This is a genomic window from Streptomyces sp. NPDC126499, from assembly GCF_040302485.1.
In the GTDB taxonomy this organism is placed as follows: domain Bacteria; phylum Actinomycetota; class Actinomycetes; order Streptomycetales; family Streptomycetaceae; genus Streptomyces.
In genome coordinates this window covers 1-26,938 of record NZ_JBEOUO010000025.1, presented here as the reverse complement: position 1 = coordinate 26,938, position 26,938 = coordinate 1, and the positions used below count along the sequence as shown (strand labels likewise).

At 76.0% G+C, this 26,938-nt stretch carries 20 protein-coding genes and 1 pseudogene; 16 read left to right on the top strand and 5 right to left on the bottom strand.

Annotated elements, in window-relative coordinates; translation table 11 throughout:
* Positions 1-13 precede the first annotated feature (13 nt).
* Positions 14-1,486 carry an ornithine decarboxylase gene (locus tag ABTZ91_RS28530; protein WP_352080083.1) on the top strand — a complete coding sequence of 491 codons (1,473 nt, stop codon included), beginning with the start codon at positions 14-16 and terminating at the stop codon, positions 1,484-1,486.
* Between the two features lie 139 nt (positions 1,487-1,625).
* Here ABTZ91_RS28530 and ABTZ91_RS28525 read toward each other — a convergent pair whose 3' ends face one another.
* Both ABTZ91_RS28525 and ABTZ91_RS28520 read right to left on the bottom strand, forming a co-directional pair.
* Positions 1,626-1,829, bottom strand: coding sequence for a hypothetical protein (locus tag ABTZ91_RS28525; RefSeq protein WP_352080082.1), 204 nt, complete (start codon positions 1,827-1,829; stop codon positions 1,626-1,628).
* Entirely contained in the window at positions 1,826-2,719 is an 894-nt protein-coding gene (locus ABTZ91_RS28520) for a 2OG-Fe dioxygenase family protein (RefSeq protein ID WP_352080081.1), read from the bottom strand. Before ABTZ91_RS28520 ends, ABTZ91_RS28525 begins: the two co-directional genes overlap by 4 nt.
* A 399-nt stretch (positions 2,720-3,118) precedes the next feature.
* Between ABTZ91_RS28520 and ABTZ91_RS28515 the strand changes: the two genes are divergently transcribed.
* From ABTZ91_RS28515 to ABTZ91_RS28470, 10 genes and pseudogenes are all read left to right on the top strand, one after another.
* On the top strand, positions 3,119-4,081 hold the full coding sequence (locus ABTZ91_RS28515; RefSeq protein ID WP_352080080.1) for an NAD-dependent epimerase/dehydratase family protein: 963 nt from the start codon (positions 3,119-3,121) through the stop codon (positions 4,079-4,081).
* A 142-nt stretch (positions 4,082-4,223) separates the two neighbouring features.
* On the top strand, positions 4,224-5,912 hold the full coding sequence (locus ABTZ91_RS28510; RefSeq protein WP_352080079.1) for a carbamoyltransferase C-terminal domain-containing protein: 1,689 nt from the start codon (positions 4,224-4,226) through the stop codon (positions 5,910-5,912).
* Between the two features lie 5 nt (positions 5,913-5,917).
* The gene (locus ABTZ91_RS28505) at positions 5,918-6,979 is read left to right on the top strand and encodes a glycosyltransferase (RefSeq protein WP_352080146.1); all 1,062 of its coding nucleotides are present in this window, start codon (positions 5,918-5,920) and stop codon (positions 6,977-6,979) included.
* 224 nt (positions 6,980-7,203) lie between these two features.
* A complete protein-coding gene (locus ABTZ91_RS34185) occupies positions 7,204-8,220 on the top strand; it encodes a D-glycero-alpha-D-manno-heptose-1,7-bisphosphate 7-phosphatase (protein ID WP_407078044.1) in 1,017 nt (338 codons plus the stop codon).
* Positions 8,217-9,230, top strand: a pseudogene (locus ABTZ91_RS28495) (glycosyltransferase family 9 protein); the annotation flags it as partial. The gene ABTZ91_RS34185 and the pseudogene ABTZ91_RS28495, both read left to right, overlap by 4 nt.
* A gap of 332 nt (positions 9,231-9,562) precedes the next feature.
* Positions 9,563-10,528: a glycosyltransferase gene (locus tag ABTZ91_RS28490; RefSeq protein ID WP_352080078.1), complete on the top strand. Its 966-nt coding sequence runs from the start codon at positions 9,563-9,565 to the stop codon at positions 10,526-10,528.
* A complete protein-coding gene (locus ABTZ91_RS28485; protein WP_352080077.1) occupies positions 10,525-11,889 on the top strand; it encodes a glycosyltransferase in 1,365 nt (454 codons plus the stop codon). Before ABTZ91_RS28490 ends, ABTZ91_RS28485 begins: the two co-directional genes overlap by 4 nt.
* 123 nt (positions 11,890-12,012) lie before the next feature.
* A complete protein-coding gene (locus ABTZ91_RS28480) occupies positions 12,013-12,732 on the top strand; it encodes an SIS domain-containing protein (protein WP_352080076.1) in 720 nt (239 codons plus the stop codon).
* Positions 12,729-14,582 carry a D-glycero-beta-D-manno-heptose 1-phosphate adenylyltransferase gene (gene rfaE2, locus ABTZ91_RS28475; RefSeq protein WP_352080075.1) on the top strand — a complete coding sequence of 618 codons (1,854 nt, stop codon included), beginning with the start codon at positions 12,729-12,731 and terminating at the stop codon, positions 14,580-14,582. The genes ABTZ91_RS28480 and rfaE2 overlap by 4 nt, the downstream gene beginning before the upstream one ends.
* Before the next feature lie 539 nt (positions 14,583-15,121).
* Positions 15,122-16,159 (top strand): glycosyltransferase family 9 protein, encoded by a 1,038-nt coding sequence (locus ABTZ91_RS28470; protein WP_352080074.1) that lies wholly within the window; start codon positions 15,122-15,124, stop codon positions 16,157-16,159.
* 128 nt (positions 16,160-16,287) lie between these two features.
* Here the strand turns inward: ABTZ91_RS28470 and ABTZ91_RS28465 are convergent, their stop codons facing one another.
* Complete coding sequence (locus ABTZ91_RS28465; RefSeq protein WP_407078049.1) at positions 16,288-17,640, bottom strand: MFS transporter; 1,353 nt, start codon at positions 17,638-17,640, stop codon at positions 16,288-16,290.
* A 454-nt stretch (positions 17,641-18,094) separates the two neighbouring features.
* Between ABTZ91_RS28465 and ABTZ91_RS28460 the strand changes: the two genes are divergently transcribed.
* The 4 genes from ABTZ91_RS28460 (at position 18,095) to ABTZ91_RS28445 (ending at position 22,977) form a co-directional block, all read left to right on the top strand.
* Positions 18,095-18,841, top strand: coding sequence for an SDR family oxidoreductase (locus ABTZ91_RS28460; RefSeq protein ID WP_352080072.1), 747 nt, complete (start codon positions 18,095-18,097; stop codon positions 18,839-18,841).
* A gap of 148 nt (positions 18,842-18,989) precedes the next feature.
* Positions 18,990-20,168 (top strand): alcohol dehydrogenase catalytic domain-containing protein, encoded by a 1,179-nt coding sequence (locus ABTZ91_RS28455; protein WP_352080071.1) that lies wholly within the window; start codon positions 18,990-18,992, stop codon positions 20,166-20,168.
* Positions 20,169-20,553: 385 nt separating this feature from the next.
* The gene (locus ABTZ91_RS28450; protein ID WP_352080070.1) at positions 20,554-20,913 is read left to right on the top strand and encodes a hypothetical protein; all 360 of its coding nucleotides are present in this window, start codon (positions 20,554-20,556) and stop codon (positions 20,911-20,913) included.
* Between the two features lie 168 nt (positions 20,914-21,081).
* The gene (locus ABTZ91_RS28445; protein ID WP_352080069.1) at positions 21,082-22,977 is read left to right on the top strand and encodes a transketolase; all 1,896 of its coding nucleotides are present in this window, start codon (positions 21,082-21,084) and stop codon (positions 22,975-22,977) included.
* Positions 22,978-22,996: 19 nt separating this feature from the next.
* Here ABTZ91_RS28445 and ABTZ91_RS28440 read toward each other — a convergent pair whose 3' ends face one another.
* Together ABTZ91_RS28440 and ABTZ91_RS28435 are read right to left on the bottom strand one after the other, a co-directional pair.
* A complete protein-coding gene (locus ABTZ91_RS28440; RefSeq protein ID WP_352080144.1) occupies positions 22,997-25,171 on the bottom strand; it encodes a SpoIIE family protein phosphatase in 2,175 nt (724 codons plus the stop codon).
* Between the two features lie 189 nt (positions 25,172-25,360).
* Entirely contained in the window at positions 25,361-25,717 is a 357-nt protein-coding gene (locus ABTZ91_RS28435) for an MmcQ/YjbR family DNA-binding protein (RefSeq protein WP_352080068.1), read from the bottom strand.
* 204 nt (positions 25,718-25,921) lie between these two features.
* Between ABTZ91_RS28435 and ABTZ91_RS28430 the strand changes: the two genes are divergently transcribed.
* Positions 25,922-26,938: DUF4139 domain-containing protein (locus ABTZ91_RS28430; protein ID WP_352080067.1), on the top strand; the 1,017-nt coding region annotated here is incomplete at its 3' end.

The window sequence follows — 26,938 nt, the reverse complement described above, 5'->3', positions numbered from 1 at the left end:
CCCCGGAGGAACCATGGATCACTCGCGTGCACCGGTGCTCGAAGCGCTGGAGGACTTCCGACGCCGGGGGGACATCGTCTACGGACCGCCGGGGCACAAGCAGGGCCGGGGCGCCGATCCCCGGGTCGCCGAGGTCGTCGGGCAGGATGTCTTCCGGTCGGACGTGCTGCTGCTCAACGGCCTGGACGACCGGCGTGAGTCGCAGGGCGTCCTCGACCAGGCGCAGGAGCTGATGGCCGACGCGGTGGGCGCGGAGCGGGCGTTCTTCTCGACGTGCGGGAGCTCGTTGTCGGTGAAGACCGCGATGCTGGCCGTCGCGGGCCCCGGCGAGAAGCTGCTGCTGTCGCGGAACGCGCACAAGTCGGTGATCGCGGCCGTGGTGGTGAACGGGGTGGAGCCCATCTGGGTGCATCCGAAGTTCGACGGCGAACGGCACATGGCCCACCCTCCGGAGCCGGACGACGTGCGCGCGAAGCTGGAGGAGCACCCGGACGCGAAGGGCATGCTGCTGATCACGCCCACCGACTGGGGCACCTGCGCGAACGTGCGGGGCGTGGCCGAGGTCTGCCATGCCGCCGGAGTGCCGCTGATCGTCGACGAGGCGTGGGGCGCCCATCTGCCCTTCCACCCGGACCTGCCGGTCTGGGGCATCGACGCGGGCGCCGATCTCGTGGTCACGAGCGTGCACAAGATGGGCGGGGCGATCGAGCAGAGTTCGGTCTTCCACCTCCAGCACGACCGGGTGTCGCCGGAGGTCCTCAAGCAGCGCGAGGACCTGCTGGGCACGACCAGCGCCTCCTCGCTCGTGTACGCGACGCTCGACGGCTGGCGCCGGCAGATGGTCGAGCACGGGCGGGAACTCCTCGGCGGGGCGCTCCTGCGGGCGGAGCGGGTGCGCAAGGCGGCGGCCGGCCTGCCCGGGCTCGCGCCGATGGGCGACGAGGTGGTGACGGCGGGGCTCGCGGCCGAACTCGACCCGCTGAAGATCGTGATCGATGTACGGGGCCTGGGCGTCAGCGGGATGCAGGCGGCGGAGTGGCTCCGCCAGGAGCGCCACGTCGACGTGGGCGGCTCGGACACCTGCCGGATCAGCCTCTCGATCACGCACGCGGACGACGACACGACCGAGCGGGTGCTGCTGGACGCGTTGCAGGCGCTGACGGAGGCGGACCGGACCGGTCCCCTCGCGCCGCGGCCGGCGGTGCGGCTGCCGCAGCCTCCCGCGCTGGAGCTGGAGCAGGCCCGGCGGCCGCGGGACGCCTTCTTCGGCGAGGCGGAGCACGTGGCGGCCAAGGACGTGGTCGGCCGGATCTCGGCCGAGACGATCAGCCCCTATCCTCCCGGCGTACCGGTGGTGACGCCCGGTGAGGTGATCACCGCCGAGGTGGTGGACTACCTGCGCAGCGGTATCGCGCACGGCCTGCTGATTCCCGACGCCGCCGATCCGACCCTGGAGACGTTCCGGGTGGTGGCGCGCACGGACTGAGACGGCCGACGGCCGACGGACACCACCACCGTCCACGGCCCGTCCTCACCCTGCCCCGCACCCCCTCGCCGCCCGTGCGGCGAGGGGGTGCGGGGTGAGGAGACCGCGGAGCTCAGGGCTCGTCGGGGCGATGGCCGGTTCAGGGCTCGTCGGGGCGATGGCCGGTGGGGATCCCTCCGTCCGGGCCCACGCCTTTCTCGGCGCGGTGCTCCGCGCCCTGAGCCGTGCCCTGGTCCTTGCCCTCGTGGCGGTGGGCCTGCCGGGCCTTCAGTTCGGCGACGTCCTTCGGGGTGGCCGCGCTTCGGTCGCCGTGTCGCCGCGTACGGCTCTGGGGATCGGTCATGACCGCCTCCTCTGGTCGGGCCGGCTCGGTCTGTCCTCCCGCGTCTCCCCCGCGATCGCCGTCGCATGCGCACCCGAACGGTGGGTACGGGCGCGGGCTCCGACCGGGACCGGGCTCGGGCTCAGACGCCGAGGCTCGGGCGCGGGCTCGGCCAGCGTGATCACCAGGACGTCGCGGTGGGCGCACCGCCCGGGGGCCCGGGGCCGTACGGCCGACACTCCGTGGAGGGTGCGGCGGTCGTCGCCGAGGAGCAGCGTGCCCGGGCGGTCCAGGACGGTACGAAAGAGGGGCACCCCGTCGGGGTGGTAGACCGTGCTCTCGCCGCCGTCCGCGTTGCCGTGGTCGACCAGCAGGGAGGAGACCAGGGTGGCCCCGGCGCGGTGCACGCCGTCCGGTGGGGGTGCGCCGGGCCGGCCGGCGGTCGCGAGCACCCGGAACGGGTGGATCCTGACGGTCCACTCGGGCGGGTCGGCGAGCACGGACGCCGCCTCGGCCAGCAGGGCGAGGATGTCCGCGAGGAGCGGGTCGGCCGCGAAGGCGTCGGTGAGCGGTTCGAAGTGCCGTTCACGCCCCACGTACAGCGGATGGCCGTCCCCCGGCTCCAGGAAGGGCTCGTGCGGCCGTGGCCGTCTCTCGCCGGACCGGGACAGGCCGATGAGCCCGTACCGGCGAAGCCGCAGGGTTCCCGAGGAGCGCAGGTAGGGATCGGGGGCGAGGTCGTCCCAGTGGCGGTCGAAGGCGGCCCACCGCTCGGGGTCCGCGCAGAGCCTGCGGGCGGTCACCTCCGCCGGGACGAGGCAGACTCCGGGGTCGACCAGCTGTCGGATGAAGGGTTCGAGTCCGAAGTCGAGGCTAGGGTCGAGGCCAAGGGCGAGGTCGAGGTCGCTCATGGCCGGGCGGTTCCCCGGCTCTGGCCCGTCATGCGCTCCTTCGTACGACCGTCCGACGGGGTCCACCGCCCGGAATGTCACATTTAGCTCCCAAACGTTCACTTTTCTACCGATTCGTTGAGAAAGGTGGCGTATGCGAGGAGTAGCGCTTCTCCGCCGGGGTAGCCGCCCGCGCGATGCCGGAACGTCCGGCACGCGGTGTCGTCACCGCGTACATGAGCCACGGCACCCGAACGAAGCGGTCGGGTGGCGGCCCTCCCACCTCCGGGTGAGACTGACGGACGACGCCTGACAAGCCCGGAGGGCCGACCGGTTCCCGGGCGGTGGCGGAGCGACCGCCCGGAGCCGCGGCTCATCCCCTCACTGTTCCGGTTGAGTGTCCCGGTTGAGGAGAGAACCATGGCCACGTCCCCCACGACCCGTTGGGAACATGCCGTCGTCACGGGCGGTTCGGGTTTCGTCGGTTCCCATCTGTGCGCCGCGCTCCTCGCCGGCGGCACGAACGTGACCTGTGTGGACGACTTCAGCACGGGAACCCCCGCCAACGTGGCGGAACTTTGGGACCACCCCGGATTCCGGCTGGTGGAGGCGGACGTCCGCGAGCCGTTCACGGTGGATCAGGATCCCGACCTGGTCCTGCACTTCGCCTCGCCCGCGTCACCCGTCGACTATCTGCGGCTGCCCGTGCACACGCTGGAGACCGGCAGTCTCGGCACCCGCAACGCCCTCGCCCTGGCCCATGCCAGCGGGGCCCGCTTCGTCCTCGCCTCGACCTCGGAGGTGTACGGCGACCCCGAGGAGCATCCGCAGAGCGAGCGTTACTGGGGTCATGTGAACCCGATCGGCCCCCGGAGCGTCTATGACGAGGCGAAACGATTCGGCGAGGCGCTCACCACCGCCGCCGCGCACTCCCGCGGCACCGACACCCTGATCGTGCGGCTCTTCAACACCTACGGACCCCGGATGCGCGGCCACGACGGCCGCGCCGTCCCCACGTTCATCCGGCAGGCGCTCGCCGGTGAACCGCTCACCGTCGCCGGGGACGGGCGCCAGACCCGGTCCCTGTGCTACGTCGACGACACCGTGCGCGGTGTCCTCGCGGCCGCCGCGCACGGGATGCCCGGACCGGTGAACATCGGCAACCCGGTCGAGATCTCGATGCTGGACCTGGCCCGCTGGATCGTCGAACTGACCGGTTCGGGCTCCACGATCCGCTTCGTCGAACGGCCCGTCGACGATCCCGCCGTGCGCCGCCCCGACATCACCCTGGCCCGCGACAAGCTCCAGTGGCAGCCGGAGGTCACGGCGGAGGAAGGGCTGCGGCGGACGATCGAGTGGTTCCGGACCCGGCAGACCGAATGAGTCCGGCCCGGACGGAACCAGTCCGGCGCGGACCGGACGAGCCGGGCCGGCCGTCCGGCCGGCCACCGTCTCCCCCACCCCCCGACTCCTCCCGCCTCTCCCCCGGGCGCACTGCGCCGCATCCGACCGGAAGGCCCGCCCCATGCGCGTACTCGGCATCAACGCCCTCTTCCACGACCCCGCCGCCGCCGTGGTCGTCGACGGCATCACCGTCGCCGCCGCCGAGGAGGAACGTTTCTCCAGACGGAAACACGGCAAACGGCCGGTGCCCTTCTCCGCCTGGGAGCTGCCCGAGCAGTCCGCGCGGTGGTGCCTGGAACAGGCCGGGCTGCGCCCCGCCGACATCGACGTGGTCGCGTACTCGTACGACCCCGGCCTTGCCCGCCCCGCCGAGGACATGGGCCTCGACGACCCCTGGGACAGCCTGCGCCAGGCCTACGCCCGGCACGCCCCCGGTTTCCTCGCCACGGCCCTGCCCGGTCTGGACCCGGAGAAGGTCCGGTTCGTCGGCCACCACATGGCCCACGCCGCGTCGGGGGCGTTCGCCGCCGAGGCGGCCGAGACCTCGTCGGTGCTGGTGCTCGACGGACGCGGCGAGAGCGCCTCGCACCTGGCCGCGCGGCGCGAGGGCGACCGTCTGGAGCCGCTGCGGGCCCAGTTGCTGCCCGATTCGCTGGGCCTGGTGTACGAGGAGCTCACCGAGCACCTCGGATTCCTGCGCTCCTCCGACGAGTTCAAGGTGATGGCGCTCGCCTCGCACGGCCGGCCCCGGATGGCGGACGAGATACGGCGGTACGTCCACCCCACGGGCGACGGCGGCTTCCGCGCCCACGGGGTGCCCTGGGCGGAGCTGTGTCCGCCGCGCGGCGCGGAGGAGCCGTGGACCGCCGACCACGCGGACCTGGCGGCGAGCGCGCAGTTCGTCCTGGAGGAGACCCTGCTCGACCTGGTGCGGTGGCTGCACGGAGAGACCCACGACAGCCTCCTGACCCTGGCCGGCGGTGTGGCGCTGAACTGCGTGGCCAACTCGCGGATCGCCCGCGAAGGACCGTTCTCACGCGTCTGGGTGCAGCCGGCCGCGGGCGACGCGGGCACGGCGCTCGGCGGGGCGCTGCTGCTTTCCGCGGCGGCCGGTGAGGAGCCGTCGCCGATGCCGGGGGCCGCGCTCGGCCGGGAGTGGTCGGACGCCGAGATCGCCGGACGTCTGAAGACGGCGGCCGTGCCCTTCGAGCGCCCGCCGGACATCGCCGCCGCCGTGGCGGAGGTGCTGGCCGCGAACGGTGTGGTGGCCTGGTTCCAGGGGCGTTCGGAATACGGCCCGAGGGCCCTCGGGCACCGCTCGCTGCTCGCGCATCCGGGGCACGCCGGGAACCTGGAGCGGCTCAACGACATCAAGGGACGCGAGCAGTTCCGGCCGGTGGCGCCGATGGTGCTGACGGAACGCTCCGCCGAGATCTTCGACGGCCCGCTGCCCAGCCCGTACATGCTCTTCGTCCATGACGTCGCGCCGGAGTGGCGGGAGCGTATCCCGGCCGTCGTGCACGTCGACGGCACGGCGCGGATCCAGACCGTGGACCGCCGTCACGAGCCGTTGGTGGCCCGGATGCTGGAGGAGTTCGAGCGGCGGACGGGACTGCCGGTGGTGGTCAACACCAGCCTCAACACGGCGGGGCGTCCGATGGTCGACGATCCGCGCGACGCCCTGGAGTGCTTCGGCTCGACCCCCGTCGACCTGCTCGCGATCGGGCCGTTCGCGGTGCGCAGGAGCGAGATGTTCGCCACCGGGGCCAACGGGTGGAGCGTCAACGCCGCCGAGGGAGGTGGCCGGTGAACGGCCTGCCCGCCGGCCCGCGTTACGCGGTCGTCGTCCCCACGACGGGCCGGCCGAGCCTGCGGCTCTGCCTGGAGGCTCTGGCCCGGTCGGGCGGCCGGCGGCCCTCCCGGGTGGTCGTCGTGCACGACCGGCCCGGGCGGGACGGCACCGTGCCGGAGCTGCCCGTACCGGCGGAGCTCCGCGCCATCACCTCGGTGGTGCCCGGCCCGGCCCGCGGTCCGGCCGCCGCGCGGAACCTGGGCGCGCGCCATGCCGGTGACGTGCCGTGGATCGTCTTCCTCGACGACGACGTCGTGCCGTCCGCCCGGTGGGGCGAGGACCTGGCCCGTGACCTGGCGGAGGCGTCGGCCGGAACGGCCGCCGTCGCGGCCCGCATCGAGGTGCCGCTGCCCGACGACCGGCGCCCCACCGACGGAGAGCGCAACACCGCCGCCCTGGCCACGGCCCGCTGGATCACCGCGGACATGGCCGTACGGCGGGAGGCCTTCGACGGCGCGGGAGGTTTCGACGAGCGCTTCCGCCGGGCCTTTCGCGAGGACGCGGACCTCGCGCTGCGGCTGCTCGACGCCGGGTGGCTGCTCGGCCAGGGACGCCGCCGCACCGCCCATCCGCCACGGCAGGGCGGCCGCTGGCTGTCGGTCCGCCAGCAGGCCGGCAACGGTGACGACGTGCTGATGCGGCGGCTCCACGGGCCGGACTGGCGCACCCGCGCCGGCGCGCCGCGCGGCCGCCTGCCGCGCCACCGCGCCGTCACGGCCGCCGGTGCCGCCGCCCTGGTGTGCGCGCTCACCGGCCGGCGCCGGGCCGCCGCCGTGTGCGGCGCGCTGTGGTGCGCCGGTACGGCGGAGTTCACCGTGGCCCGCGTCCTGCCCGGCCCCCGCACCCGCGCGGAGGTCGTCGACATGATCCTCACCAGCGCGGCCATCCCTCCGGCCGCCACCTGGCACTGGCTGCGCGGCCTCCTCGCCCACCGCACCGCCCGCCCCCGCCCTCCGGCCCGCCCGCCGACGGTCGCCACCACCCGTCCGGCCAGGCCGGAGACGGTCGAGGAGGCCGTGTCATGACGGCCGACGTGACGGGGGCGAAGGCCACGACGGCGACGGCAGGCGAGGCGGGGGCCGAGAACGCGACGGGCGCTGTGACCGGGGCCGGGGCCAGGAGCGGCGACGCGGCCGGGACGGGCGGCATGCCCGCGACGGCAGCTACTCCCGCGACCGGGTCCCGTGCCGAGACCGCGACGCGAGCCGTAACCACGACCGGAAGCGGCGACGCGGCCGGGAGGGGCGGCATGCCCGCGACCTGGACCGGAAGCGGCGACGCAGCCGGGACGGGCGCCGTGACCGCGACCCCGACCGGTCCCAGGGCCGAGGCCGAGACCGCGCCGGATGGCGTGACCGCAACCGGGAGCGGCGACCCGGCCGGGACGAGCGGCATGCCCGCGACCGGGCCCCGGGCCGAGACCGCGGCGGGCGTCCTGTCCGCGGCCGGGACCGCCTCCGGCTTCGGGCGTTTCGGCGCGGCCCCGGGGCCGGCAGCGGCCGGTTCCGCGGCGGTACGGAGGAGGCGCGCCGGGCGGGAGCCCACAGCCGCCCCGGCCGCCCCGGCCCCTCCGGCCTCCCCCGCGGCGACGAAGACCGAGGGGCGGACGGCCGTCCCGGGCAGTGTCGGGGGACCATGGCTGTTCGGCGAGGGGCCGGGAGGCGCCCTGGTGGACCGGACCGCTGGGGGCCGGACCGCCGTCGGCCCGGGGCCCGACGCCGTGCTGTTCGACCGGGACGGCACCCTGATCGTGGACGTGCCGTACAACGGTGACCCCGAGCGGGTGGCGCTGCTGCCGGGGGCCGAGGAGGCCGTGGCCCTGCTGCGGTCGCGGCGGATCCCCGTCGGTGTCGTGAGCAACCAGTCCGGTGTGGCGCGCGGGCTCCTGACGCGGGCTCAGGTGAGCGCGGTGCGGCGGCGTGTGGAGGCGCTGCTCGGGCCGTTCGGGGTGTGGGCGGTGTGTCCGCACGGGCCGGGCGACGGCTGCGGCTGCCGCAAGCCCGCGCCCGGCCTCGTGCTCGCCGCCTGCGACCGGCTGGGCGCCTGCCCTTCCCGTACCGTCGTGATCGGCGACATCGGCTCCGACATGGCCGCCGCGCGCGCGGCCGGAGCGCGGGGCGTGCTCGTGCCGACCCCTGTCACCCGCTCCGAGGAGATCGCCGCCGCGCCCCGTACCGCGCCCGACCTGCTGACGGCGGTGCGCCTCGCGCTCGCCGCGCCGCCGTGGGGCCGCGCGGACGGGGCCGACCGGGGCGGTGACCGGTGAGCCCCCGCCCGCGCACGCTCGTGGTGCGCCTCGACAGCGCCGGTGACGTGCTGCTCGCCGGTCCGGCCGTGCGGGCCGTCGCCGCGGGGTCCTCGTGGACGGCCATGCTGTGCGGCCCGGCGGGAGCGCCCGCCGCGCGGCTGCTGCCCGGTGTGGACGAGGTGCTGGTGTACGAGGCGCCGTGGGTGGGCCTCGAACCGCCGCCGCTCACGCCGGACGGTGTGGGCGCGCTCGTCGAGGCGGTGGGCGCAGGGCGGTTCGACCGGGCCCTCGTCCTCGTCTCGTACCACCAGAGCCCGCTGCCCGCCGCCCTGCTGCTCCGTCTGGCCGGGGTGCCGTGGATCGGCGCCGACAGCGAGGACTACCCCGGGGCACTGCTCGACCTGCGGCACCGGCGCGAGGACGGGCGGCACGAGGCCGAGGCGGCGCTCGACCTGGCCGGGGCGGCGGGCTTCCGGCTGCCGTCCGGCGACGACGGCCGGCTGCGGGTCGACCCCGTGCCGGACACCGACACCACCCGCCTGACGGGCGGCGACCCGTACATCGTGCTGCACCCGGGAGCGGCCGTCCCGGCGCGGGCGTGGAGCCCCGACCGGGCCGCCCGGGCGGTGGCGGCGCTGCACGAGGCCGGGCACCGGGTGGTGGTCACCGGCGGCCCGGCCGAGCGTGCGCTCACGGCCCGCGTCGCCGGCCGGCACGGACTGGACCTCGGCGGCGCGACCACCGGCCTCGGCGACCTCGCGGGTGTCCTCGCCCGGGCCCGTGCCGTGGTCACCGGGAACACGGGCCCCGCCCATCTCGCGGCGGCCGTGGGGACACCGGTGGTGTGTCTGTTCGCGCCGGTGGTCCCGGCCGAGCGCTGGCGGCCCTACGGGGTGCGGCATGTGCTGCTCGGCGACCAGCGGGCGGCGTGCGCGGCGAGCAGGGCCCGCGTCTGTCCCGTACCGGGGCATCCGTGCCTCGACGGGGTGGGCGACGCCGAGGTGATCGCGGCCGTGGCCGCGCTCCTGGGGCCGGCTGCCCGGCCGGGTCCGGGCCCCGCCGGGGAGCCGGATGCCCTGGCGCACGCTGATCCGCACGGCGTCGGCGGTTCGACCGGACCGGACGGCTCCGGCGCCTCGACCGGACCGGACGGCTCGACCGGCCCCCACGGCCCCGGCGCCTCGACCGGCCCGCACGGCTCGACCCGCACGGACGGCTCCGGTGGCCCGGACGGCCCGGGTCGCACCGCGCGCCCTCATGACGCCGAGCGCCCCCATGACCTCGTCGCGCGCCGGGACCGTCCGGCCGCCGCGACCTCCGCCGTGACCTCCGCGGCGGGGGCGAGAGGAGGAACGACCGCATGAACATCCTGCTGTGGCACGTCCACGGATCCTGGACGACGGCGTTCGTCCAGGGGCCGCACACCTACCTGACACCCGTCGTGCCCGATCGCGGACCCGACGGGCGAGGCAGGGCCGAGACCTTCCCGTGGCCCGACTCGGTCCACGAGGTGGAGCCGGACCGGCTCCGGGACGCGCCGGTCGACCTGGTGGTCCTCCAGCGGCCCCACGAGGAGGCCCTCGCCACACGATGGCTCGGCGGCAGACGGCCCGGCAGAGACGTTCCGGCGGTGTACGTGGAGCACAACACCCCGCGCGGGGACGTGCCGCTGACCCGGCATCCGATGGCCGACCGCCCCGATCTGACCCTCGTGCACGTCACGCACTTCAACCGGCTGCTGTGGGACAACGGGACGACCAGGACCGCCGTCGTGGAACACGGCATCATCGACCCCGGCCACCGCTACACCGGCGAGGTGGCCCGTGCCGCCGTGGTGGTCAACGAGCCGGTGCGGCGCGGCCGTTACGTCGGTACGGACCTGCTGCCCGAGCTGGCGCGGGCGACGCCGCTGGACGTGTTCGGGATGCGGACCGAGGGACTGGCCGCGCACCTGGGGCTGCCGGAGGAACGGTGCCGCACGGCCGACCTGCCCCAGGCACGGCTGCACGCGGCCATGGCACAGCGGCGTTTCTACCTCCATCCCGTGCGCTGGACGTCCCTCGGGCTGTCCCTCCTCGAGGCCATGCACCTGGGCATGCCGGTCGTGGCGCTGGCCACCACCGAGGCGGTCGAGGCGGTACCCGCCGGTGCCGGAACCCTCTCGACGCGCCCGGAGGTGCTCGCCCGGGCGGCCCGCCGCTACCTCGCCGACCCCGAGGCGGCCGCCGCCGACGGCGCCCGCGCCCGTCAGGCGGCCCTCGAACACTACGGCCTCAAGCGTTTCCTGGACGACTGGGAGCGCCTGATCGCGGAGGCATGCTCATGACCCCTCTCCACTCGACTCCCTCGCCCCCGTCGGACCCCTCTTCCTCCTCGGGGCCGTCGACGCCGTCGAAGAAGGGAGCGGCCCGGTCCGGCTCCGCGGACGCGGCGGTGGCGGCGTCGGCGGCCGCGGCCCGCTCCCGCCGCCCCCTGTCGATCGCGCTCGTCTCCGAGCACGCGAGCCCGCTCGCCACCCTCGGCGGCGTGGACGCCGGCGGTCAGAACGTGCACGTCGCCCAGCTGGCGGGCGCGCTCGCCGACCGGGGACACCGGGTGACCGTCTACACCCGGCGGGACGACGCCGCGCTGCCGGAGACGGTGCCGCTACGGCCCGGTGTGCTCGTCCACCACGTCCCCGCGGGCCCGCCCGAGCACCTGCCGAAGGACGAACTCCTCCCCCACATGCGGCCGTTCGCCCGCCACCTGGCCGAACAGTGGCGTGCGGAGCGCCCCGACGTGGCCCACTCGCACTTCTGGATGTCGGGACTCGCCACGCTCTGGGCGAGCCAGGAGACCGGCGTGCCGTTCCTGCACACGTATCACGCCCTCGGCACCGTGAAGCGGCGCCATCAGGGCGCGGCCGACACGAGTCCGCCGACCCGCGTCGCGTACGAGAGGGAGGTGGGCCTCGGCTGCGACCGGGTCGTCGCCACCTGCCGCGACGAGGTCGAGGAACTGGCCGCCATGGGCATAGCCCGCGCCAAGGCCGACATCGTCCCCTGCGGTGTCGACCCGGCCGTCTTCCGACCTGACGGACCTGCCGCGCGGCGTGGTCCGTACCGCCACCGGCTGCTGCACCTGGGCCGGCTCGTGCCCCGTAAGGGCGCGGCCGTCTCCGTCGCCGCCCTCGGGCGCCTGCCGGGCACCGAGCTCGTGATCGCCGGAGGGCCCCCGCCCGAGGCGCTCGACGCCGACCCGGAGGTGCGGCGGCTGCGCGCGCTCGCCGCCGAGGCGGGCGTCGGGGACCGGGTGTTCTTCACCGGAGCGGTGCCGCCGGCGGCGGTGCCGAAGCTGATCCGGAGCGCCGACGTCGTCCTGTGCCCGGCGGACTACGAGCCGTTCGGCATCGTGCCCCTGGAGGCGATGGCCTGCGGCCGGCCGCTCGTCGCCAGTGCGGTGGGCGGCCAGCAGGACACGGTGGCCCACGGTGTGAACGGCCTGCTGGTGCCGCCCGGGAACGCGCCGGTGCTCGCGGCCGCGACACGGCTGCTGCTGGCCGATCCCGCGCTGCGCGCGGAGTACGGCAGGGCCGGGCGCCGCCGGGTCCTCGAACGCTACTCCTGGCAGCGCGTGGCCGGGGCGACGGAGGCCTCCTACCGGGCGGTGGTCGCCGCGCACGCGCCGATGGCCGGAGCGCCGCTCTGACCCTTCCCCCTGCCCCCTCCCCTCCCCCTCCCCCGGGCCGCCGGGCAAAACCCGACGGCCGGCCCGGGACCGACTGGCGAAGGAGGTGCGGCCAGGTCCCGGCAGGGCGCCCGGCCGACCGACATGAACGAATCCGAGATCTACGAGGACGCGCGGCTGCACTGCCGGGCGCTGTGCCAGGCCGTCGACCGCCTCGACGGAGCGGACCTGCGACGGCTCGCCCGGTGGGGACGCCGGCTCGCCGCCGTGCTCACTGACGGCGGACGGCTGCTCGCCGCCGGCAACGGCGGCAGCGCCGCCCAGGCCCAGCACCTCACGGCGGAGCTCGTGGGGCGCTACCGCGACGAGCGCCCGGCCTACTCGGCCCTGTCGCTGCACGCGGAGACGTCCAGCGTCACGGCCATCGGCAACGACTACGGCTTCGAACAGGTCTTCGCCCGCCAGGTGGCCGCGCACGGCCGCCCCGGCGACCTCCTCGTGCTGCTCTCGACCTCGGGCCGCAGCCCCAACCTGCTCTCCGCCGCGGTGACCGCCCGCTCCCGCGGCCTCGCGGTCTGGGCCCTGACCGGCCCCGCCCCCAACCCCCTGGCCGAGGCCGCCGACGACGCCCTGACCATCGAGGCCCCGGCCACGGCCACCGTGCAGGAGGCCCACCTGGTCGTCGTCCACCTGCTGTGCGAGTTCTTCGACGCGGCCCTGGTGAGCGCGGGCGCGGGAGCGGCGGCGGGGCTCGCGGGCGGCGGTCCCTACGGAGGAACGCCGTACCGGGCGGCGGGCGCGGCGGGCACCGACGGCGAGGGGCGTCCCGGCGGCGGGGCGTCGGTGGGCTGGAGGACGCCGTGAGCCGCGGACCGCTGGTCGTCGTGGGTGATCTGCTCCTCGACGAGGACATCGAGGGCGAGGCGACCCGGCTCGCGCCGGACGCGCCCGCGCCGGTGGTGGATGTGGCGGGGGTACGTCGGCGGGCGGGCGGTGCGGGACTCGCCGCGGTCCTCGCGGCGCGGCTCTCCGGCGGACGGGGCGAGCGGCGGGCCGGTCGGCGGGGCGTCGACCGGCAGGACGGCCGGCGGGGCGTCGACCGGCGGGACGGCCGGGCCGAGGGCTTGGCCGAGGTCCAGGTCGAGGTCGAGGTCGAGGACGAGAGTCTGCCCGGCGTCGCACTCATGCCCGGAGTCGCGATCGGGCCCGGCGACGAAACCGTGCCCGGCGTCGAGATCGGACCTGCCGATGCGGCCCTGCCCGGCGCCGAGACCCTGCCCGGTGACGAAGTCTTGCCCGGCGCCGAGACCCTGCCCGGTGACGAAGTCTTGCCCGGCACCGAGTCCCTGCCCGGCGATGCGGTCATGCCCGGCGCCGAGACCCTGCCCGGCGATGCGGTCATGCCCGGCGACGAAGTCTTGTCCGGCGTCGGCATCGGGTCCGATGTCGAGGTCGTGCTCGTCACGGCGATCGGCTCCGACGAGGCCAGCGAGGCGGCCCGGCGGTGTCTGGGCGACCGGATCCGGGTCGTCGCCGTTCCCCTGGACGGCACCCTGCCGGTGAAGACGCGGGTCCTGGCCGGCGGCCGGCCGCTCCTGCGCCTCGACCGGGGCGGCGGCACCCCGGGGAAGCCCGGCCCCGAGGCCCTGCGCGCGCTCGAGACCGCGGGCGCGATCCTGGTGGCCGACTACGGCCGGGGCACGGCCGACGTGCTCCGCGAGGCCCTCGCCGAGGCCGCCCGCCGCGTACCCCTCGTATGGGACCCGCATCCGCGCGGCGGCCCGCCCGTCCCCGGGGCCCGCATGGCGACCCCGAACGCGAAGGAGGCCGCGACCTTCAGCGACCGTCCGGGCACCTCCCTGCGCGCCCACGCGGACCGGGGCGCCGACCTCGCGGAACGGTGGGGGGCCACCCATGTCGCCGTCACGCTCGGCGCGGCGGGGGCGCTGCTGACCCGCGCCGGTTCGACGGCTCCGCTGCTGGTGCCGGCGCCTCCCGTGACGGGAGGCGACCCGTGTGGCGCGGGGGACTGCTTCGCCGCGGCCGCGGCGGTGGCCCTCGCCGGCGGCGCGCTGCCGGAGGAAGCGGTGGAGCGGGCGGTGGCCGAGGCCGCCGCGTTCGTCGGCGCGGGTGGTGCCTCGGCGGTGACCGGCGAGGCACCGCCCACGCCCACGCCGCCCACCGCCACGCCGACCACGCCACCGTCGCCCACGCCCCCGTCGCCCGGTCCGGAGCCAGCCGGGGACGCCTTCGCCCTCGCCCGCCGTGTCCGGGCCCGGGGCGGCACCGTGGTCGCCACCGGCGGCTGTTTCGACCTGCTGCACGCCGGTCACGTGGGTCTTCTCGAACGCGCCGCGCGGATCGGGGACTGCCTGATCGTGTGCGTCAACTCGGACGCCTCCCTGGCTCGGCTGAAGGGCCCGGGACGTCCCCTGACCCCGCTCGCGGACCGGATGCGGGTGCTCGCCGCCCTCGGCAGCGTGGACGCGGTCGTGGCCTTCGACGAGGACACCCCGGAGCGGCTTCTGGAGGCGCTGCGGCCGGACGTGTGGGTCAAGGGCGGTGACTACTCCCCCGACGGCCTCCCGGAGACCCGGGCGCTCCGGCGCTGGGGTGGCCAGACCGTCGTGCTGCCCTACCTCGACGGCCGCTCGACCACCCGGATCGCCCACCGGGCGGCCCGCGCCGCGGCGGCGGGACGGAGGGCCCGATGAGCGAGGCGGCCGACGGGCGGCGACAGCCCGCGCCGGGGGCGGCGGACGACCACGTGGCCGAGGGGCCGACCGCCGCGCCCGGTACGCCGGTGCGCGGGGCCCACGGGCGGGGCAGCACGCCCGGCCCACCGGGCCCCCCGCTCCCCGGGCGGGCCACCCCGCCCCCGCCGCCGAACCGCCCGCCCCTCGGGCGGGACACGACATCCGGCAGGCCCGACCGCTCTCCCGCCGCGCCCCCGGACGCGCCGGAGCGGTCGGCACCGCCCGGTACACCGGATCGCCGGTCCCTCGGCGCGGCCTCCGGTACGACGCCCTGTCCCGCGCGCCCGGGGCCGGGCACCCATCCCCCGACCACGACGGCCCCCACACCCACCAGTCAGCGGGCCCGGCCCCGTACACCGGGCCACCGGCCCCTCACCACGACGCCCCCCACACCCACCGGTCAGCGGGCCCGGCCCCGTACGTCACCGGCTTCCCGTGCGGCCGGCGCCGTCGAGGTGGCGCGGCGGGCGGCGGGAGGTCTGGCCGGTGGGCGGCCGGTGGTGCTGGTGCTGCGGGCGCTGGGGCTCGGGGATCTGCTCACCGCCGTACCGGCGTTGCGGGCGCTCCGCCGGGGGCTGCCGGACCATGAACTGGTGCTCGCCGCGCCGAGGGAGCTGGCGGCGGTGGCGCGGGCCACGGGGTGTGTGGACCGGTTGCTGCCGGCCGCCGGGCCGGGGCGGAGCGTGCCCGCGGTGCTGCCCGCCGGCGCGCGGGCGCCGCATCTCGCGGTGAACCTGCACGGGCGTGGGCCGGAGAGTCACCGGCTGCTCGCCGGTCTGGGGCCTGAGCACCTGTGGGCGTTCCGGCACCCGGCCGTCCCCGGTGTGCGGGGCCCGGCCTGGATTCCGGAGGAGCACGAGCGGCTGCGGTGGTGCCGGCTGCTGCGCTGGTACGGGCTGGTCGCCGACCCCGACGACGTACGGATCGCGCCGCCGGCCGGGTCCGGTCCGGTCGCGCCGGGCGCGGTCGTGGTGCATCCGGGTGCGCAGGCGGCCGCGCGGCGCTGGCCGGTGGACCGTTTCGCGGCGGTGGTACGGGGCGTCCGCCGGGCGGGCCTGCCCGTGGTGGTGACGGCGGGTCCGGGCGAGGCGCCGCTGGCGCGGTCGGTCGCCGAGCACGCCGGACTGGCCCCGTCGGCGGTGGTGGGCGGGGACGCCGGGGTGCCGTTCGCGGAGCTGTGCGGGCTGGTCGCCGGCGCGCGCTGTGTGGTCGTGGGGGACACGGGTCTGGCCCATCTGGCGACCGCGCTCGGCACCCGCTCGGTGGTGCTCTTCGGGCCGGTGTCGCCCGCCTTGTGGGGGCCGCCCGACGGGGGTCTCCACCGGGCGCTGTGGCATCCCGGGGACGGCCCGGGGGCGGAGCGGCCGGGCGACCCGCATGCGCACCGTCCCGATCCCCGGCTGCTGGAGATCACGGTCGACGAGGTCCTGGACGCCGTCCTGGCGCTGTCGGCGGGCGACGCCGCGCCCGCGCGCCCCGACCGCAGCCCCGGCCCCGGCCCCGGCAGCGTCGTCGTCGAGGCGGCGAGCCGATGAGCGGGCGGCTCCCCAAGGTCGCACGGCGCGCGGGCGACGGCCCTGCGCCGTGCCCAGCGCTCCCTGCGGCGGACGTGCCGCAAGCCTCACCCCACGCGGGCGGCCGTCCCGCCCCGCGCGCGTCCCGATCAGGCCGCGCTCTCCAGGGCGGGCCGGGTGACGGGCACGTGGACGGGGACCGGCTCCGGTACGGGAGCGGGGCGGACGGGGGTCTTGGCCTTGGCGTGGGCGGACCGGGGGCCGCGCAGCAGCCATCCGGCGGTCACCGCGCCGGCGACGACGAGGCCGCCGGTGACCAGGGCGCCCCGCGCGCCCAGGATCTCCATGAGCAGGCCCAGGGTCGGCGGCGCGGCCAGGCCCCAGAGCGTGCGGATGCTGTTCCAGGCGCCGAGGACGCGGCCGCGCATGTGGGGCGGCGGGTCGGTCTGGAGCAGCGTGTTCTGGGCGGTGTCGGTGACGGACTCGGCGACGGCCATGGGCAGGGCGAGCACCACGAGGAACGCCAGGGAGGGGGAGGCTCCCGCGACCACCTGGAGGAGCGCGCCGCCCGCGGTGAGCAGGGCGACCATGCGGACCCGGGGGCTGCGGAGCCGCGCGCCGAGCACCGCGCCGACGATGCCGCCGACGGCCAGGGCCGAGGAGACGGCGCTGAAGGAGCTCGCGGAGCCGGCGAGCGGGCCGGTGACGAGGACCGCCAGGGTCAGGGAGTAGTTGCGGCCGAAGAGGGCGCTGACCGCGTTCAGGGCCGCGAGGGCGACGAGCCGCGGGCGGCGGGCGAAGAAGACCAGTCCTCCGCGGACACTGGTGTCGGTGGGGTCCGGCATCTCGTAGGCGTCGGCCGGGGCGCCGACAGCCTCCTTCTCGACCTCCACGGCCCCGTCGGCCGGTCCGGCCGCGGTGCGGCCGTCACCGGTCTTGGACGGGCCGTGCTGGGGGCGGATCAGGGTCAGGAACGGGATGACCGCGGCCACGAAGAAGAACGAGATCCCGTTGGCGAGGTAGGCGGCCGCCGTGCCGAGCGTGGCGACGGTGATGCCGGCCATGGCGGCTCCCGCGAGCCGGCCCGCGCTGTGGGCGAGCGAGCCGACGCCGATGGCGGAGGGCACGTCCCGCACCGGGACGAGGTCGTTGCCGAGCAGTGCGCAGGCGGGGCCGTCGACGGTGGCGACGAGGCCGGTGAGCACGGCGAGGCCGATGAGCACGGGCAGGTTCAGCTGGTCGAGGGCCACGAGGGCGGCGGTGGCCAGGGCCACCAGGCCGAGGGTCACCTGGGCGAGCGCGGCGGTCACCTTGCGGGGCCAGCGGTCGACTGCGGCTCCGCCGAGCAGGCCCATGAGGAGGCCGGGGGCCGCCTGGGCGGAGAGGGAGAGGCCGGCGGCGGCGGGCGAGCCGGTGATCTGGAGGACCAGCAGGTTCTGGACGGTCAGCTGCATCCAGGTGCCGGTGTTGGAGACGAGATGGGCGACGGCCCACCAGCGCATGCTGCGGTGGCGGAGCGAACGCCAGGGCGACGTGTCGTCGTCGGCGGGGCGGCGCGCGCCGCGCGGGGAGGTCAGGACTCGCCACGGGCGCAGGGCCGAGGCGAGGGAGGCGGGGGACGGGAGCAGACGCATGGAAGGCACGGGTTCACCGGGGGCGGCACGAGGCGCGCGCGAGGAGCGGAGGGAGCGGGGGCGGCGGGAGCGGCGGGTCGACCGCGATCGGTCGCGCCGGGGACCGGTGAGGCGCCTGGGGCGCGGGGGTCTCCGGCACGGGGGGATCGGGTCAGCGGCCCATCGTGGCAGACGGTTTTCGAGAAGCGAGTGACCCGCCCTACACCGCCCCTGCGCCGGTGCCGCGCACCGCCCCAACTCCCCCGTGCCGCAAGGCTCGTGGGGTTCGCGTGGGCTTGCTCACACATGTCCGAAGGATGCCGTTCGCAAGGAGGAGACAACGATGAACAACGGAGTGGAGATCACGCTCGACGGCCGGTCGGCCCTGGTCACCGGTGGCGCACGGGGGCTGGGTGCGGAGATCGTGCGCAGACTGGCGCGCGCCGGGGCGGAGGTCCTGGTCGCCGACGTCCGGCAGGAGACGGCGAAGGAGCTGTGCGAGAGCCTTGTGGCCGAGGGTCTGCGGGCCCGGCCGGTCGGCCTCGACGTACGGGACGCGGAGGCGGTCGCGGAGCTCTTCGAGGAGCTGGACGCGGCGGGCGTCGCGGTGGACGTGCTGGTGAACTGCGCCGCCGTGGACGTCACGAAGTCGGTGGCCGAGCTCACGGCCGAGGAGATCACGCGGGTGATCACGACCGACCTGCTCGGCCCGATGTATCTGTGCCGCGAGGGCTACCGCCGGATGGTCGCGCGGGGCGGCGGGCACATCGTGAACATCCTGTCGACCGCCTCGCTGCGCACCTGGACCGAGGCCGGCCCGTACTCCGCCGCGAAGACGGGGCTGCGCGCCTTCACGCACACGCTGTTCAAGGAGGCGCAGCGGGACTGCCCCGGGATCGGGGTCACGGGTGTCGTCGCGGGCGGCATGGAGACGCCGTTCATCATGGAGCGCTTCCCGGAGACCGACACGGCGCTCCTGCAGAGCCCGGAGATCGTCGCGGACGCCGTGATGTACGCCCTGTCCGTGCCGGCGGGCAGCGCGGCGGCCGAGCTCGTCGTCGTGCCCCGGCGGGAGGTGTCCTGGCCGTGAGGCGGGGCACCCGCCCCTCACGGAGCGCCCGACGGAAATCCGGCCGGACGCCCCCGGCGACAACGCGACGGGGATCCGGCCGAACGCCCCCGGCGACACGACGGGAAGCGCGACGACGACAGCCGAGACGGACAGGAAGGTGGCCGCCATGAAGGCCGTCACGTGGCAGGGCCGGCGGAAGGTGTCGGTGGAGACGGTGCCCGACCCCGTGCTGCGGGAGCCGACCGATGTGATCGTGCGGATCACGTCGAGCGGGCTGTGCGGGTCGGACCTGCACCTGTACGAGGTCCTCGGGCCGTTCCTCGATCCCGGCGACGTGCTCGGGCACGAGCCGATGGGCGTCGTCGAGGAGGTCGGCGCCGAGGTGCGGCGGCTGCGGCCCGGAGACCGGGTCGTGGTGCCGTTCAACGTCTCCTGCGGCACCTGTGCCATGTGCGCCCGCGGACTGCACTCCCAGTGCGAGACCACGCAGGTGCACGCGTACGGCACGGGTGCCGCGCTGTTCGGCTACACCAAGCTGTACGGGCAGGTGCCCGGCGGGCAGGCGGAGTACCTGCGGGTGCCGTTCGGCGACACCCTGCCGATCCCGGTGCCCGAGGGCCCGCCGGACGACCGCTTCGTCTACCTGTCGGACGTGCTGCCGACGGCGTGGCAGGCGGTGGAGTACGCGGAGGTGCCTCCCGGCGGTTCGCTCGCGGTCCTCGGGCTCGGCCCGATCGGCGACATGGCCGCCCGCATCGCCCTGCTGCGCGGGGCGGAGCTCGTCGTCGGCATCGACCCGGTGGCCGACCGCCGCCACCGGGCGGCGGCCCGCGGGGTGCAGGTCCTGGACCCGTCCGACGCGGAGCTGGTCGACCGGGTGCGGGACCTGACCGGCGGGCGAGGGCCCGACGCCGTGATCGACGCGGTCGGCATGGAGGCCCACGGCGCGCCGGTCGCCCGCGGCCTGCACACGATGGTCGCCCACCTGCCCGACGCGCTCGCCCGGGGCATGATGCGCCGCTACGGCGTGGACCGCCTGGCGGCGCTGCACCTGGCGATCGAGCTGGTGCGGCGCGGCGGGACCGTCTCCCTCGCCGGCGTGTACGGGGGCGCGGCGGACCCGATGCCGATGCTGGTGATGTTCGACAAGCAGCTGCGGTTCCACATGGGGCAGGCGAACGTCCTGCGCTGGGTGGACGATCTCCTGCCGCTGCTCACCGACGCCGATCCGCTGGGCGTGGACGACTTCGCCACGCACCGCGTGCCGCTGGCGGAGGCGCCCGAGGCGTACGAGATGTTCCAGGCCAAGCGGGACGGCGTGGTGAAGGTGCTCTTCAAGCCCTGAGGGACGGCCGACCGGCCCGCTTCGGCCGGAGCGGGCCGGCCGACCGGGCGCTTCGACCGGAGCGGGCCGGCGGACGGGGCGCTTCGACCGCTGCGGGAGCAGGTCGGCCGACGGGCGCCTCGGCCGAAGCGGAGTAGCGTGGACAGCACTGAAGGCGGGTGGACCGCGCGCCCCGGACGCGTTGTATCCCCAAAGACTGGTTGGATCCTCCACCGCCACACGGCCGGGGAAAGCTCTGGCTCAGGCCGTCGGTGACGACGGCGGCCACCGTTCCGTTTCCTTCGCCGCCTCACCTTCACCGGACATCCCGCCCGGTCCGCGCCCGGCCGCCGCACCGCGGGGCTCGGCGCGCACCCCGCGCTCTCCGGCGGGAAAGCAGCCCGCCATGCCCCTCCGCTCCGAGGGTCCTCCCGCGTCCGACCCGTCCGACCCGTCCGACCCGTCCGACGCGTCCGACCTGCTCGACGAGGTCGAGAACGTCCTCCTCCGAGGTGGTTTCGAGCAGGGCTGCGGTCTGACCGCGCGCGCCCACGCCTACGGCGTGGTCGTGTCCTGGCGTGTGGACCCGCTGGTCAAGCCGGTGATCATCGCGCACGTCGACGATCCCGACGTCGAGGCGCGGGCGGGCCTGACGGGCCTGCGCGTCGCCATGGAGACGGCGCTGGTCGGTCTCTTCCACGACGCGGGACTGCGCACGGCCGCCCACCCGGACGGGTTCGTCCTGGTGACCCGCCGCGGCGCCTGAGTCCCCGCCCGCGCCTGGCACCCGCGCGGGCGGGGCGGCGTTCGCCGTGCGGGCGGGGCGGCGTTCGCCGTGCGGGCGGTGCATGACCGCGGTCTCCTGGAGCAGACGCAGGGGCACGGGCCCGTACGCCGCGTGCCCGCGATCCCCGTCTGTGAAAGGACCTCCGTCATGACCGCACCCGCCACCACCACGCTCGGCCCCCGAAGCGACCTGTCGCAGGTCTTCGAGCTCGCCCAGCAGCTGCGGGTGGACTCCGTGCGCGCCAGTACGGCGGCGGGCTCCGGGCATCCCACCTCCAGCCTGTCGGCGGCCGACCTGATGGCGGTGCTGATGACCCGCCATCTGCGCTACGACTGGGACGCTCCCGACGACCCGGCGGGCGACCACCTGGTCTTCTCCAAGGGGCACGCCTCGCCGCTGCTGTACGCGATGTTCAAGGCCGCCGGCGCGATCGACGACGACGAGCTGATGACGACGTACCGCCGCTTCGGGCACCGGCTCCAGGGCCACCCGACCCCCGAACTGCCGTGGGTGGACGTCGCCACCGGCTCGCTGGGCCAGGGCATCGGCTACGCCGTCGGCATCGCCCTCGCGGTCCGGGACCTGGAGAAGCGGTCCTCGCGGGTGTGGGCGCTGTGCGGGGACAGCGAGATGTCGGAGGGGTCGGTGTGGGAGGCGCTCGACAAGGCCGGACACCACCGGCTGGCCAACCTCACCGTCCTGATCGACGTGAACCGGCTCGGTCAGCGCGGCCCCACCGAGCTGGGATGGGACACCGGCGCGTACGCCCGCCGGGCCGAGGCGTTCGGGTGCCGGGCGATCGAGGTCGACGGCCACGACCTGGAGGCGGTCGACCGGGCCCTGACCACGGCCGCCGACGGGCAGGCGCCCACCGTGATCGTCGCCCGCACGGTCAAGGGCCGCGGGGTGTCGGAGGTCGCGGACAAGGGCGGCTGGCACGGCAAGGCGCTGCCCGAGGACCTGGCCGAGCGGGCCGTCGCCGAACTCGGCGGCGTACGCGACCTGCGCGTGCGCGGCCCGCGCCCGGCCGCCGACCCGTCCGCGTCCACGCCCGCCGGCACGGGGCGGGGCGGGGCCGTCACGGTCGAGCTGCCCCGTTACGAGGTCGGCGACGAGGTCGCCACCCGGAAGGCCTTCGGCGCCACCCTGGCCGCCCTCGGCGCGCGGCCCGAGGTCGTCGCCCTGGACGCGGAGGTCGGCAACTCGACCCATGCCGAGGAGTTCGGCAAGGTCCACCCCGAGCGGTACTTCCAGGCGTACATCGCCGAACAGCAGATGATCGCCGACGCGGTCGGCATGGCGGTGCGCGGCTTCCGCCCGTACGCCACGACCTTCGCGGCCTTCCTCACCCGCGCCCACGACTTCATCCGCATGGCCGCCGTCTCGCGGATCACGATGGCCCTGTGCGGCACGCACAGCGGCGTCGAGATCGGCGCGGACGGCCCCTCGCAGATGGGCGTCGAGGACCTCGCCATGATGCGGGCCGTGCTCGGCTCCACCGTGCTCTATCCGAGCGACGCCACCTCCACGGCCGCGCTGACCGCGGCCATGGCCGACCTGGACGGCATCTCCTACCTGCGCACCACCCGCGGGTCCTACCCCGTCCTGTACGGGCCCGACGAGACCTTCCCGGTGGGCGGCTCCAAGACGCTGCGCGAGCACGGCGCGGACGACCGGGTCACCCTCGTCGGCGCCGGTGTCACGCTGCACGAGTGCCTGGCCGCCGCCGACGAGCTGGCCGCCGACGGCGTACGGGCCCGGGTCGTCGACCTGTACTCCGTCAAGCCCGTCGACACCGCGACCCTCGCCCGCGCGGCGCGGGAGACCGGCGCCCTGGTCGTCGTCGAGGACCACCACCCCGAGGGCGGCATCGGCGAGGCGGTCCTGTCGGCGCTGGCGGCGGACGGCGGTCCCCGGCCCGCGTTCGCCCACCTCGCCGTCACGGAGCTGCCCGGCTCGGGCACGACGGAGGAGCTCCTGGACGCATGCGGCATCTCCCGCGCCCACATCGCCCGCGCCGCGCGTTCCCTCGTCGCGCGCTGAGGGGTGTGGTCGGGGCGCTCTAAGGGTTGGGGTCCGGCCGGAGTTCGGCCGGGTGCTCGCGGCGGACGAGGAGCAGGGCGACGTCGTCGGTGCGGTGCGCGGCGTCCGTGACGTGGCGGATCATTTCGTCGGCGAGGTCGTCGAGGTCCGCCGTGCGGCACCGGCCGAGCCGGTCGGCCAGGTCCGTCATGGCCGTACCGATGTCGCTGCCGGGGGCCTCGACCAGTCCGTCGGTGTAGAGGGCGAGGACGGCACCGGGCTCCCAGGGCAGCTCCGTGGTGCGGTAGTCGGCGTCGTCCGTGACGCCGATGCCGAGGAGCAGTCCGGGCGGGACGTCGACGATCTCGGTGCGGCCGTCGGGACGGCGCAGCAGGGGCGGCGGGTGCCCGGCCGTGGCCAGCCGGATCCGGTCCCGGGAGAGGTCGAACTCGGCGATCAGGCAGCTGGTGAAGCGGTCCGGGTCGAGGTCCGCCATCAGCCGGTTGGTGCGCGCCAGGATGTCGCCGGGTGACGCGCCGGCCGTCGCGTGCGCGTGGACGGCGGTGCGCACCTGTCCCATGAGGGCCGCGGCGCTCGTGTTGTGCCCCTGGACGTCGCCGATGACCGCGATGACGGAGGTCGGGGAGGCGTGGACGAGGTCGTAGAAGTCCCCGCCGATGTCCATGCCGTGGCCGGCCGGCAGATAGCGGGCGGCGACGGCGACGCCGGGGAACGGGGTCAGGCCGTGCGGCAGCAGACCGGTCTGGAGGCTGTGCGCGAGGGAGTGCTTGGCGTCGTAGAGCCGGGCCCGGGCGAGGGCCTGGGCGATCAGCCCGGCCAGGGAGGTGAGGAGCGCCCGCTCGGCCGCCGGGAAGGGCCGGGGCCGCTCGTACGAGAGGATCAGCGAGCCGACGGGCCGGCCCGAGGCGATCAGGGGGAGGAAGGCCCAGGCGTTGCGGCCCTCGTAGCGCGGCGCGTGCGGGTGGGCGCGGCGCAGGTCCTCGTGCGTGGGGAAGAAGAGCGGCACGCCGGTGGCGAGCACCTGGGCGTCGGCGACGTCGGCGGTGAGCGGTGTGCCGTCGAAGCGGTCGACGAACTCCTGTTCGTAGCCGCGGTGGCCGATGATGCGCAGGCGGCCCTCGTCGGCGCTCATCAGGACGAGACCGTGCGGGCCGAACGAGGGCACGATCTGGTCGGCGACGAGTTCGACGACGTCGCGCACCCCGGCCGCCTCGGCCAGGGACGCCGCCAGATGCATGAGCTGGTACACCGCGGTGGCGCCGACGGGCTCCACGGGCCACGGCACCCCGGGGGTGCCGGTCGGGGCGTCGGGCGGGGTGCCGGTCGGGTCGGTGGTCCTGGCCTCGACCGCGGAGGGCATGTCCGTGACGGAAGGGCCCGGGACCTGGCGGATGTGGACGCTGACGCCGGTGACGTCGGGATAGAGCTCGAACAGCAGCCAGGTCGCCGGGCGCCGCAGCACCGTGAACGACGTGGCCTTGCGGGTGACCACCGCCTCGCGGTAGCGGTCCTCGAAGTCCGGCTCGTTCAGCCAGAGCAGCACCTCCCAGGGCCGCCTGCCGAGCAGCGCGGCCGCGCCGGCGTTGACCAGTTCGGCCGCGGCGGTGTTGATGAAGGTGATGCGCCCGTCGAGGTCCAGGGCGCAGCATCCCAGGGGCAGCCGTTCCACGAAGTCGACGGCGGCCGCGCCGAGGACGGGGTCGGCCTCGGACGGGCGTACGGGGTGCACGACGCGCAGCTCCGTCGGCACCGGCAGCGGCGGGTCCTGTTCGGCGGCCCGCCGCAGCAGCCGCGCGGAGCGGCGGCAGCACGCGTCGAGCGCCGTCCGCTCACGCTCGTCGAGCTGGGGCGCGTGCCAGATCGGCCAGAGCAGGACGATGCCGCCCCACACGGTCGTGTCGTCGGCGAGGGGTGCCGCCGCCAGCATGAAGTCGTACGGCAGCACGATCCCGACCCTGGGGTAGCGGTGGGCGATCTCCTGCCGGCCGCCCAGCCACACGAGCCTGCGGTCCCGGATGGCGTCGGCGACCGGGACGGGGGCGTCGGCCGGGATCCGCACCCAGGGCGCGGCGATCTCCGGGGAGACGCCCGACACCAGGACGAGCCGCAGCATGCGCTCCCCCGGCACCTGCAGATAGAGCAGGCCGATCGAGGCCTCGGTCTCCCGCATGACGTCGGCGACGACGGCGTCCATCCGCCCGTCGCCGAAGACGTCCTCGGTGTCCGCACCGATGGGGCCGCCCACGCCGCTCACCCAGGGGCCGGGCGGGACGGTCGGGCGGCACGGAGTCGACGGCGGAGCACCACACCCATATCCGGACCTTACGACGGACGGCAGCCGCCCGCGCGACAGGCCCGCCCGGCCGGCGGGCCCCGGCCGCGGTCACGGTGCCGGGGGCGCCAGCTCCGGGTGCGCCTTCAGCAGGCGCGGCGGCGCCGCCTGGCACCACGAGTCGACGACGATCGCCCGGAGCTCCTCCTCGTCGTCGAGGGCGCGGAGCCGGACCCGTACCCAGGCGAAGGCGGCCTCGTGGTCCGCGACCCAGAACTTCTCCGGCTCGGCGAGGACCAGCTCGTCGCGATCCAGCTTCGGGCAGCGGACCGCCATCGACGTCTCGTCGTCGGGCAGCGTGAGGAACATCTTCCCGGCGACCCGGAAGGTGGGCATGGCCCAGGCCTCCTTCTCCAGGGTCTCCGGCAACGCGAGGGCGAGGGCGCGGACTTCGTCGGCGGTGATCATGCCCCCGACGGTACGGCGTGCCACTGACAGTCGGGCACCGGCACCGACCTTCCGCGCGCTCCCTGCGCCGACCCGTCCGCCGACCCGTGCGCGGGCCCGTCCGCCGCTCCGTGCGCCGCTCCGCGCGCCGACCCGTCCGTCGGGCCGTCCCGCGCTCCGGCGTAGGCTTCGCCGGGGCACGGACGTGGCAGGGGGCTTGAGGACATGGCGACGGAGCCGATGCGCGGGTGGGGGTCGACCCTCGACGCGGTGGTGGTGTACGCGGAGGGCGCGCTCTGCCGCCGACTGGCCCGGGGCACCGTCCCGCCCGACGGCCGGGTGCGGGTGACGGGGCTGCCCCGCTCCCTCGATCCGGGCTCGCTGCGGGTACGGGTGACGGGCTCCTCCGGGCTGCGCGTCGCGGAGGCCCGGGTGGACTTCGAGGCCGCGCCGCCCGCCGCCGACGCGCCCGAGGGGCCGCGGCAGGAGGTGGAGCGGCTGCGCGACGCGTACGAGGCGTCGCGTGACCGCCGGGACCGGCAGGCGCGGCTGATCGAGGAGACCGGGAGACTGCGGCCGGTGCCGCCGCCCCGCAAGCGGGAGGACCCGCACCGCCGTGCCCCCGTCGACGCGTGGCTGGAACTCGCCGACTTCGTGGACGCCCGCCTGACCGGCCTGCACGCCCGCCTGGTCGAACTGGACGAGGCCCTGGAACGCGCCGGGCACGAACTGGCCGTCGCCGAGGACGCCTTGGCGCGCGCCTCCACCGCCGACGCCCCTTCGGCGCACCTGGACGCGACGGTCTGCGCGGTGCTCAGGCTGGTCGAAACCGGTGACAGGGGGTCGGACGCGGGCTCAGGCGCCGACGCGGGGTCAGGCTCGGGATCGGACGCGGGTTCCGAGCCGGACCGGGAGCTGGAACTGGAGCTGGAGTACGGGGTGCCGGGGGCCGTATGGGTTCCGACGTACCGGCTCACGCACCGTCAGGGCGACGGCGACGGGCGTCTGCTGCTGCGCGCCTCGGTCGCCCAGCGCACCGGTGAGGACTGGACGGGTGTACGGATCGCCCTGGCCACCGCCGACCTGCGGCGCAGGAGCGACCTGCCGCCGCTGCGCTCGATCCGCATCGGGCGGCGCCAGGCGGCCCCCGCGCCAGGTCCCGCCCGTCCACCGCGAAGACGGAGCCGTCCGGGGCCGTGCCGTACACGCGGTGGCCGGTCGTGGCGGGGGCGGGGACGGAGG

Bases quoted from the DNA above. Each gene is read 5' to 3' on its own strand.
- ABTZ91_RS28440 (WP_352080144.1), bottom strand. From the start codon at position 25,171: ATGGACGCCGTCGTCGCCGACGTCATGCGGGAGACCGAGGCCTCGATC.
- ABTZ91_RS28525 (WP_352080082.1), bottom strand. From the start codon at position 1,829: ATGACCGATCCCCAGAGCCGTACGCGGCGACACGGCGACCGAAGCGCG.
- ABTZ91_RS34185 (WP_407078044.1), top strand. From the start codon at position 7,204: ATGCCCGCGACCTGGACCGGAAGCGGCGACGCAGCCGGGACGGGCGCC.
- ABTZ91_RS28435 (WP_352080068.1), bottom strand. From the start codon at position 25,717: ATGATCACCGCCGACGAAGTCCGCGCCCTCGCCCTCGCGTTGCCGGAG.
- ABTZ91_RS28445 (WP_352080069.1), top strand. From the start codon at position 21,082: ATGACCGCACCCGCCACCACCACGCTCGGCCCCCGAAGCGACCTGTCG.
- ABTZ91_RS28455 (WP_352080071.1), top strand. From the start codon at position 18,990: ATGAAGGCCGTCACGTGGCAGGGCCGGCGGAAGGTGTCGGTGGAGACG.
- ABTZ91_RS28485 (WP_352080077.1), top strand. From the start codon at position 10,525: ATGACCCCTCTCCACTCGACTCCCTCGCCCCCGTCGGACCCCTCTTCC.
- ABTZ91_RS28490 (WP_352080078.1), top strand. From the start codon at position 9,563: ATGAACATCCTGCTGTGGCACGTCCACGGATCCTGGACGACGGCGTTC.
- ABTZ91_RS28480 (WP_352080076.1), top strand. From the start codon at position 12,013: ATGAACGAATCCGAGATCTACGAGGACGCGCGGCTGCACTGCCGGGCG.
- ABTZ91_RS28450 (WP_352080070.1), top strand. From the start codon at position 20,554: ATGCCCCTCCGCTCCGAGGGTCCTCCCGCGTCCGACCCGTCCGACCCG.
- ABTZ91_RS28460 (WP_352080072.1), top strand. From the start codon at position 18,095: ATGAACAACGGAGTGGAGATCACGCTCGACGGCCGGTCGGCCCTGGTC.
- ABTZ91_RS28515 (WP_352080080.1), top strand. From the start codon at position 3,119: ATGGCCACGTCCCCCACGACCCGTTGGGAACATGCCGTCGTCACGGGC.
- ABTZ91_RS28520 (WP_352080081.1), bottom strand. From the start codon at position 2,719: ATGAGCGACCTCGACCTCGCCCTTGGCCTCGACCCTAGCCTCGACTTC.
- ABTZ91_RS28510 (WP_352080079.1), top strand. From the start codon at position 4,224: ATGCGCGTACTCGGCATCAACGCCCTCTTCCACGACCCCGCCGCCGCC.
- ABTZ91_RS28465 (WP_407078049.1), bottom strand. From the start codon at position 17,640: ATGCGCTGGTGGGCCGTCGCCCATCTCGTCTCCAACACCGGCACCTGG.
- ABTZ91_RS28530 (WP_352080083.1), top strand. From the start codon at position 14: ATGGATCACTCGCGTGCACCGGTGCTCGAAGCGCTGGAGGACTTCCGA.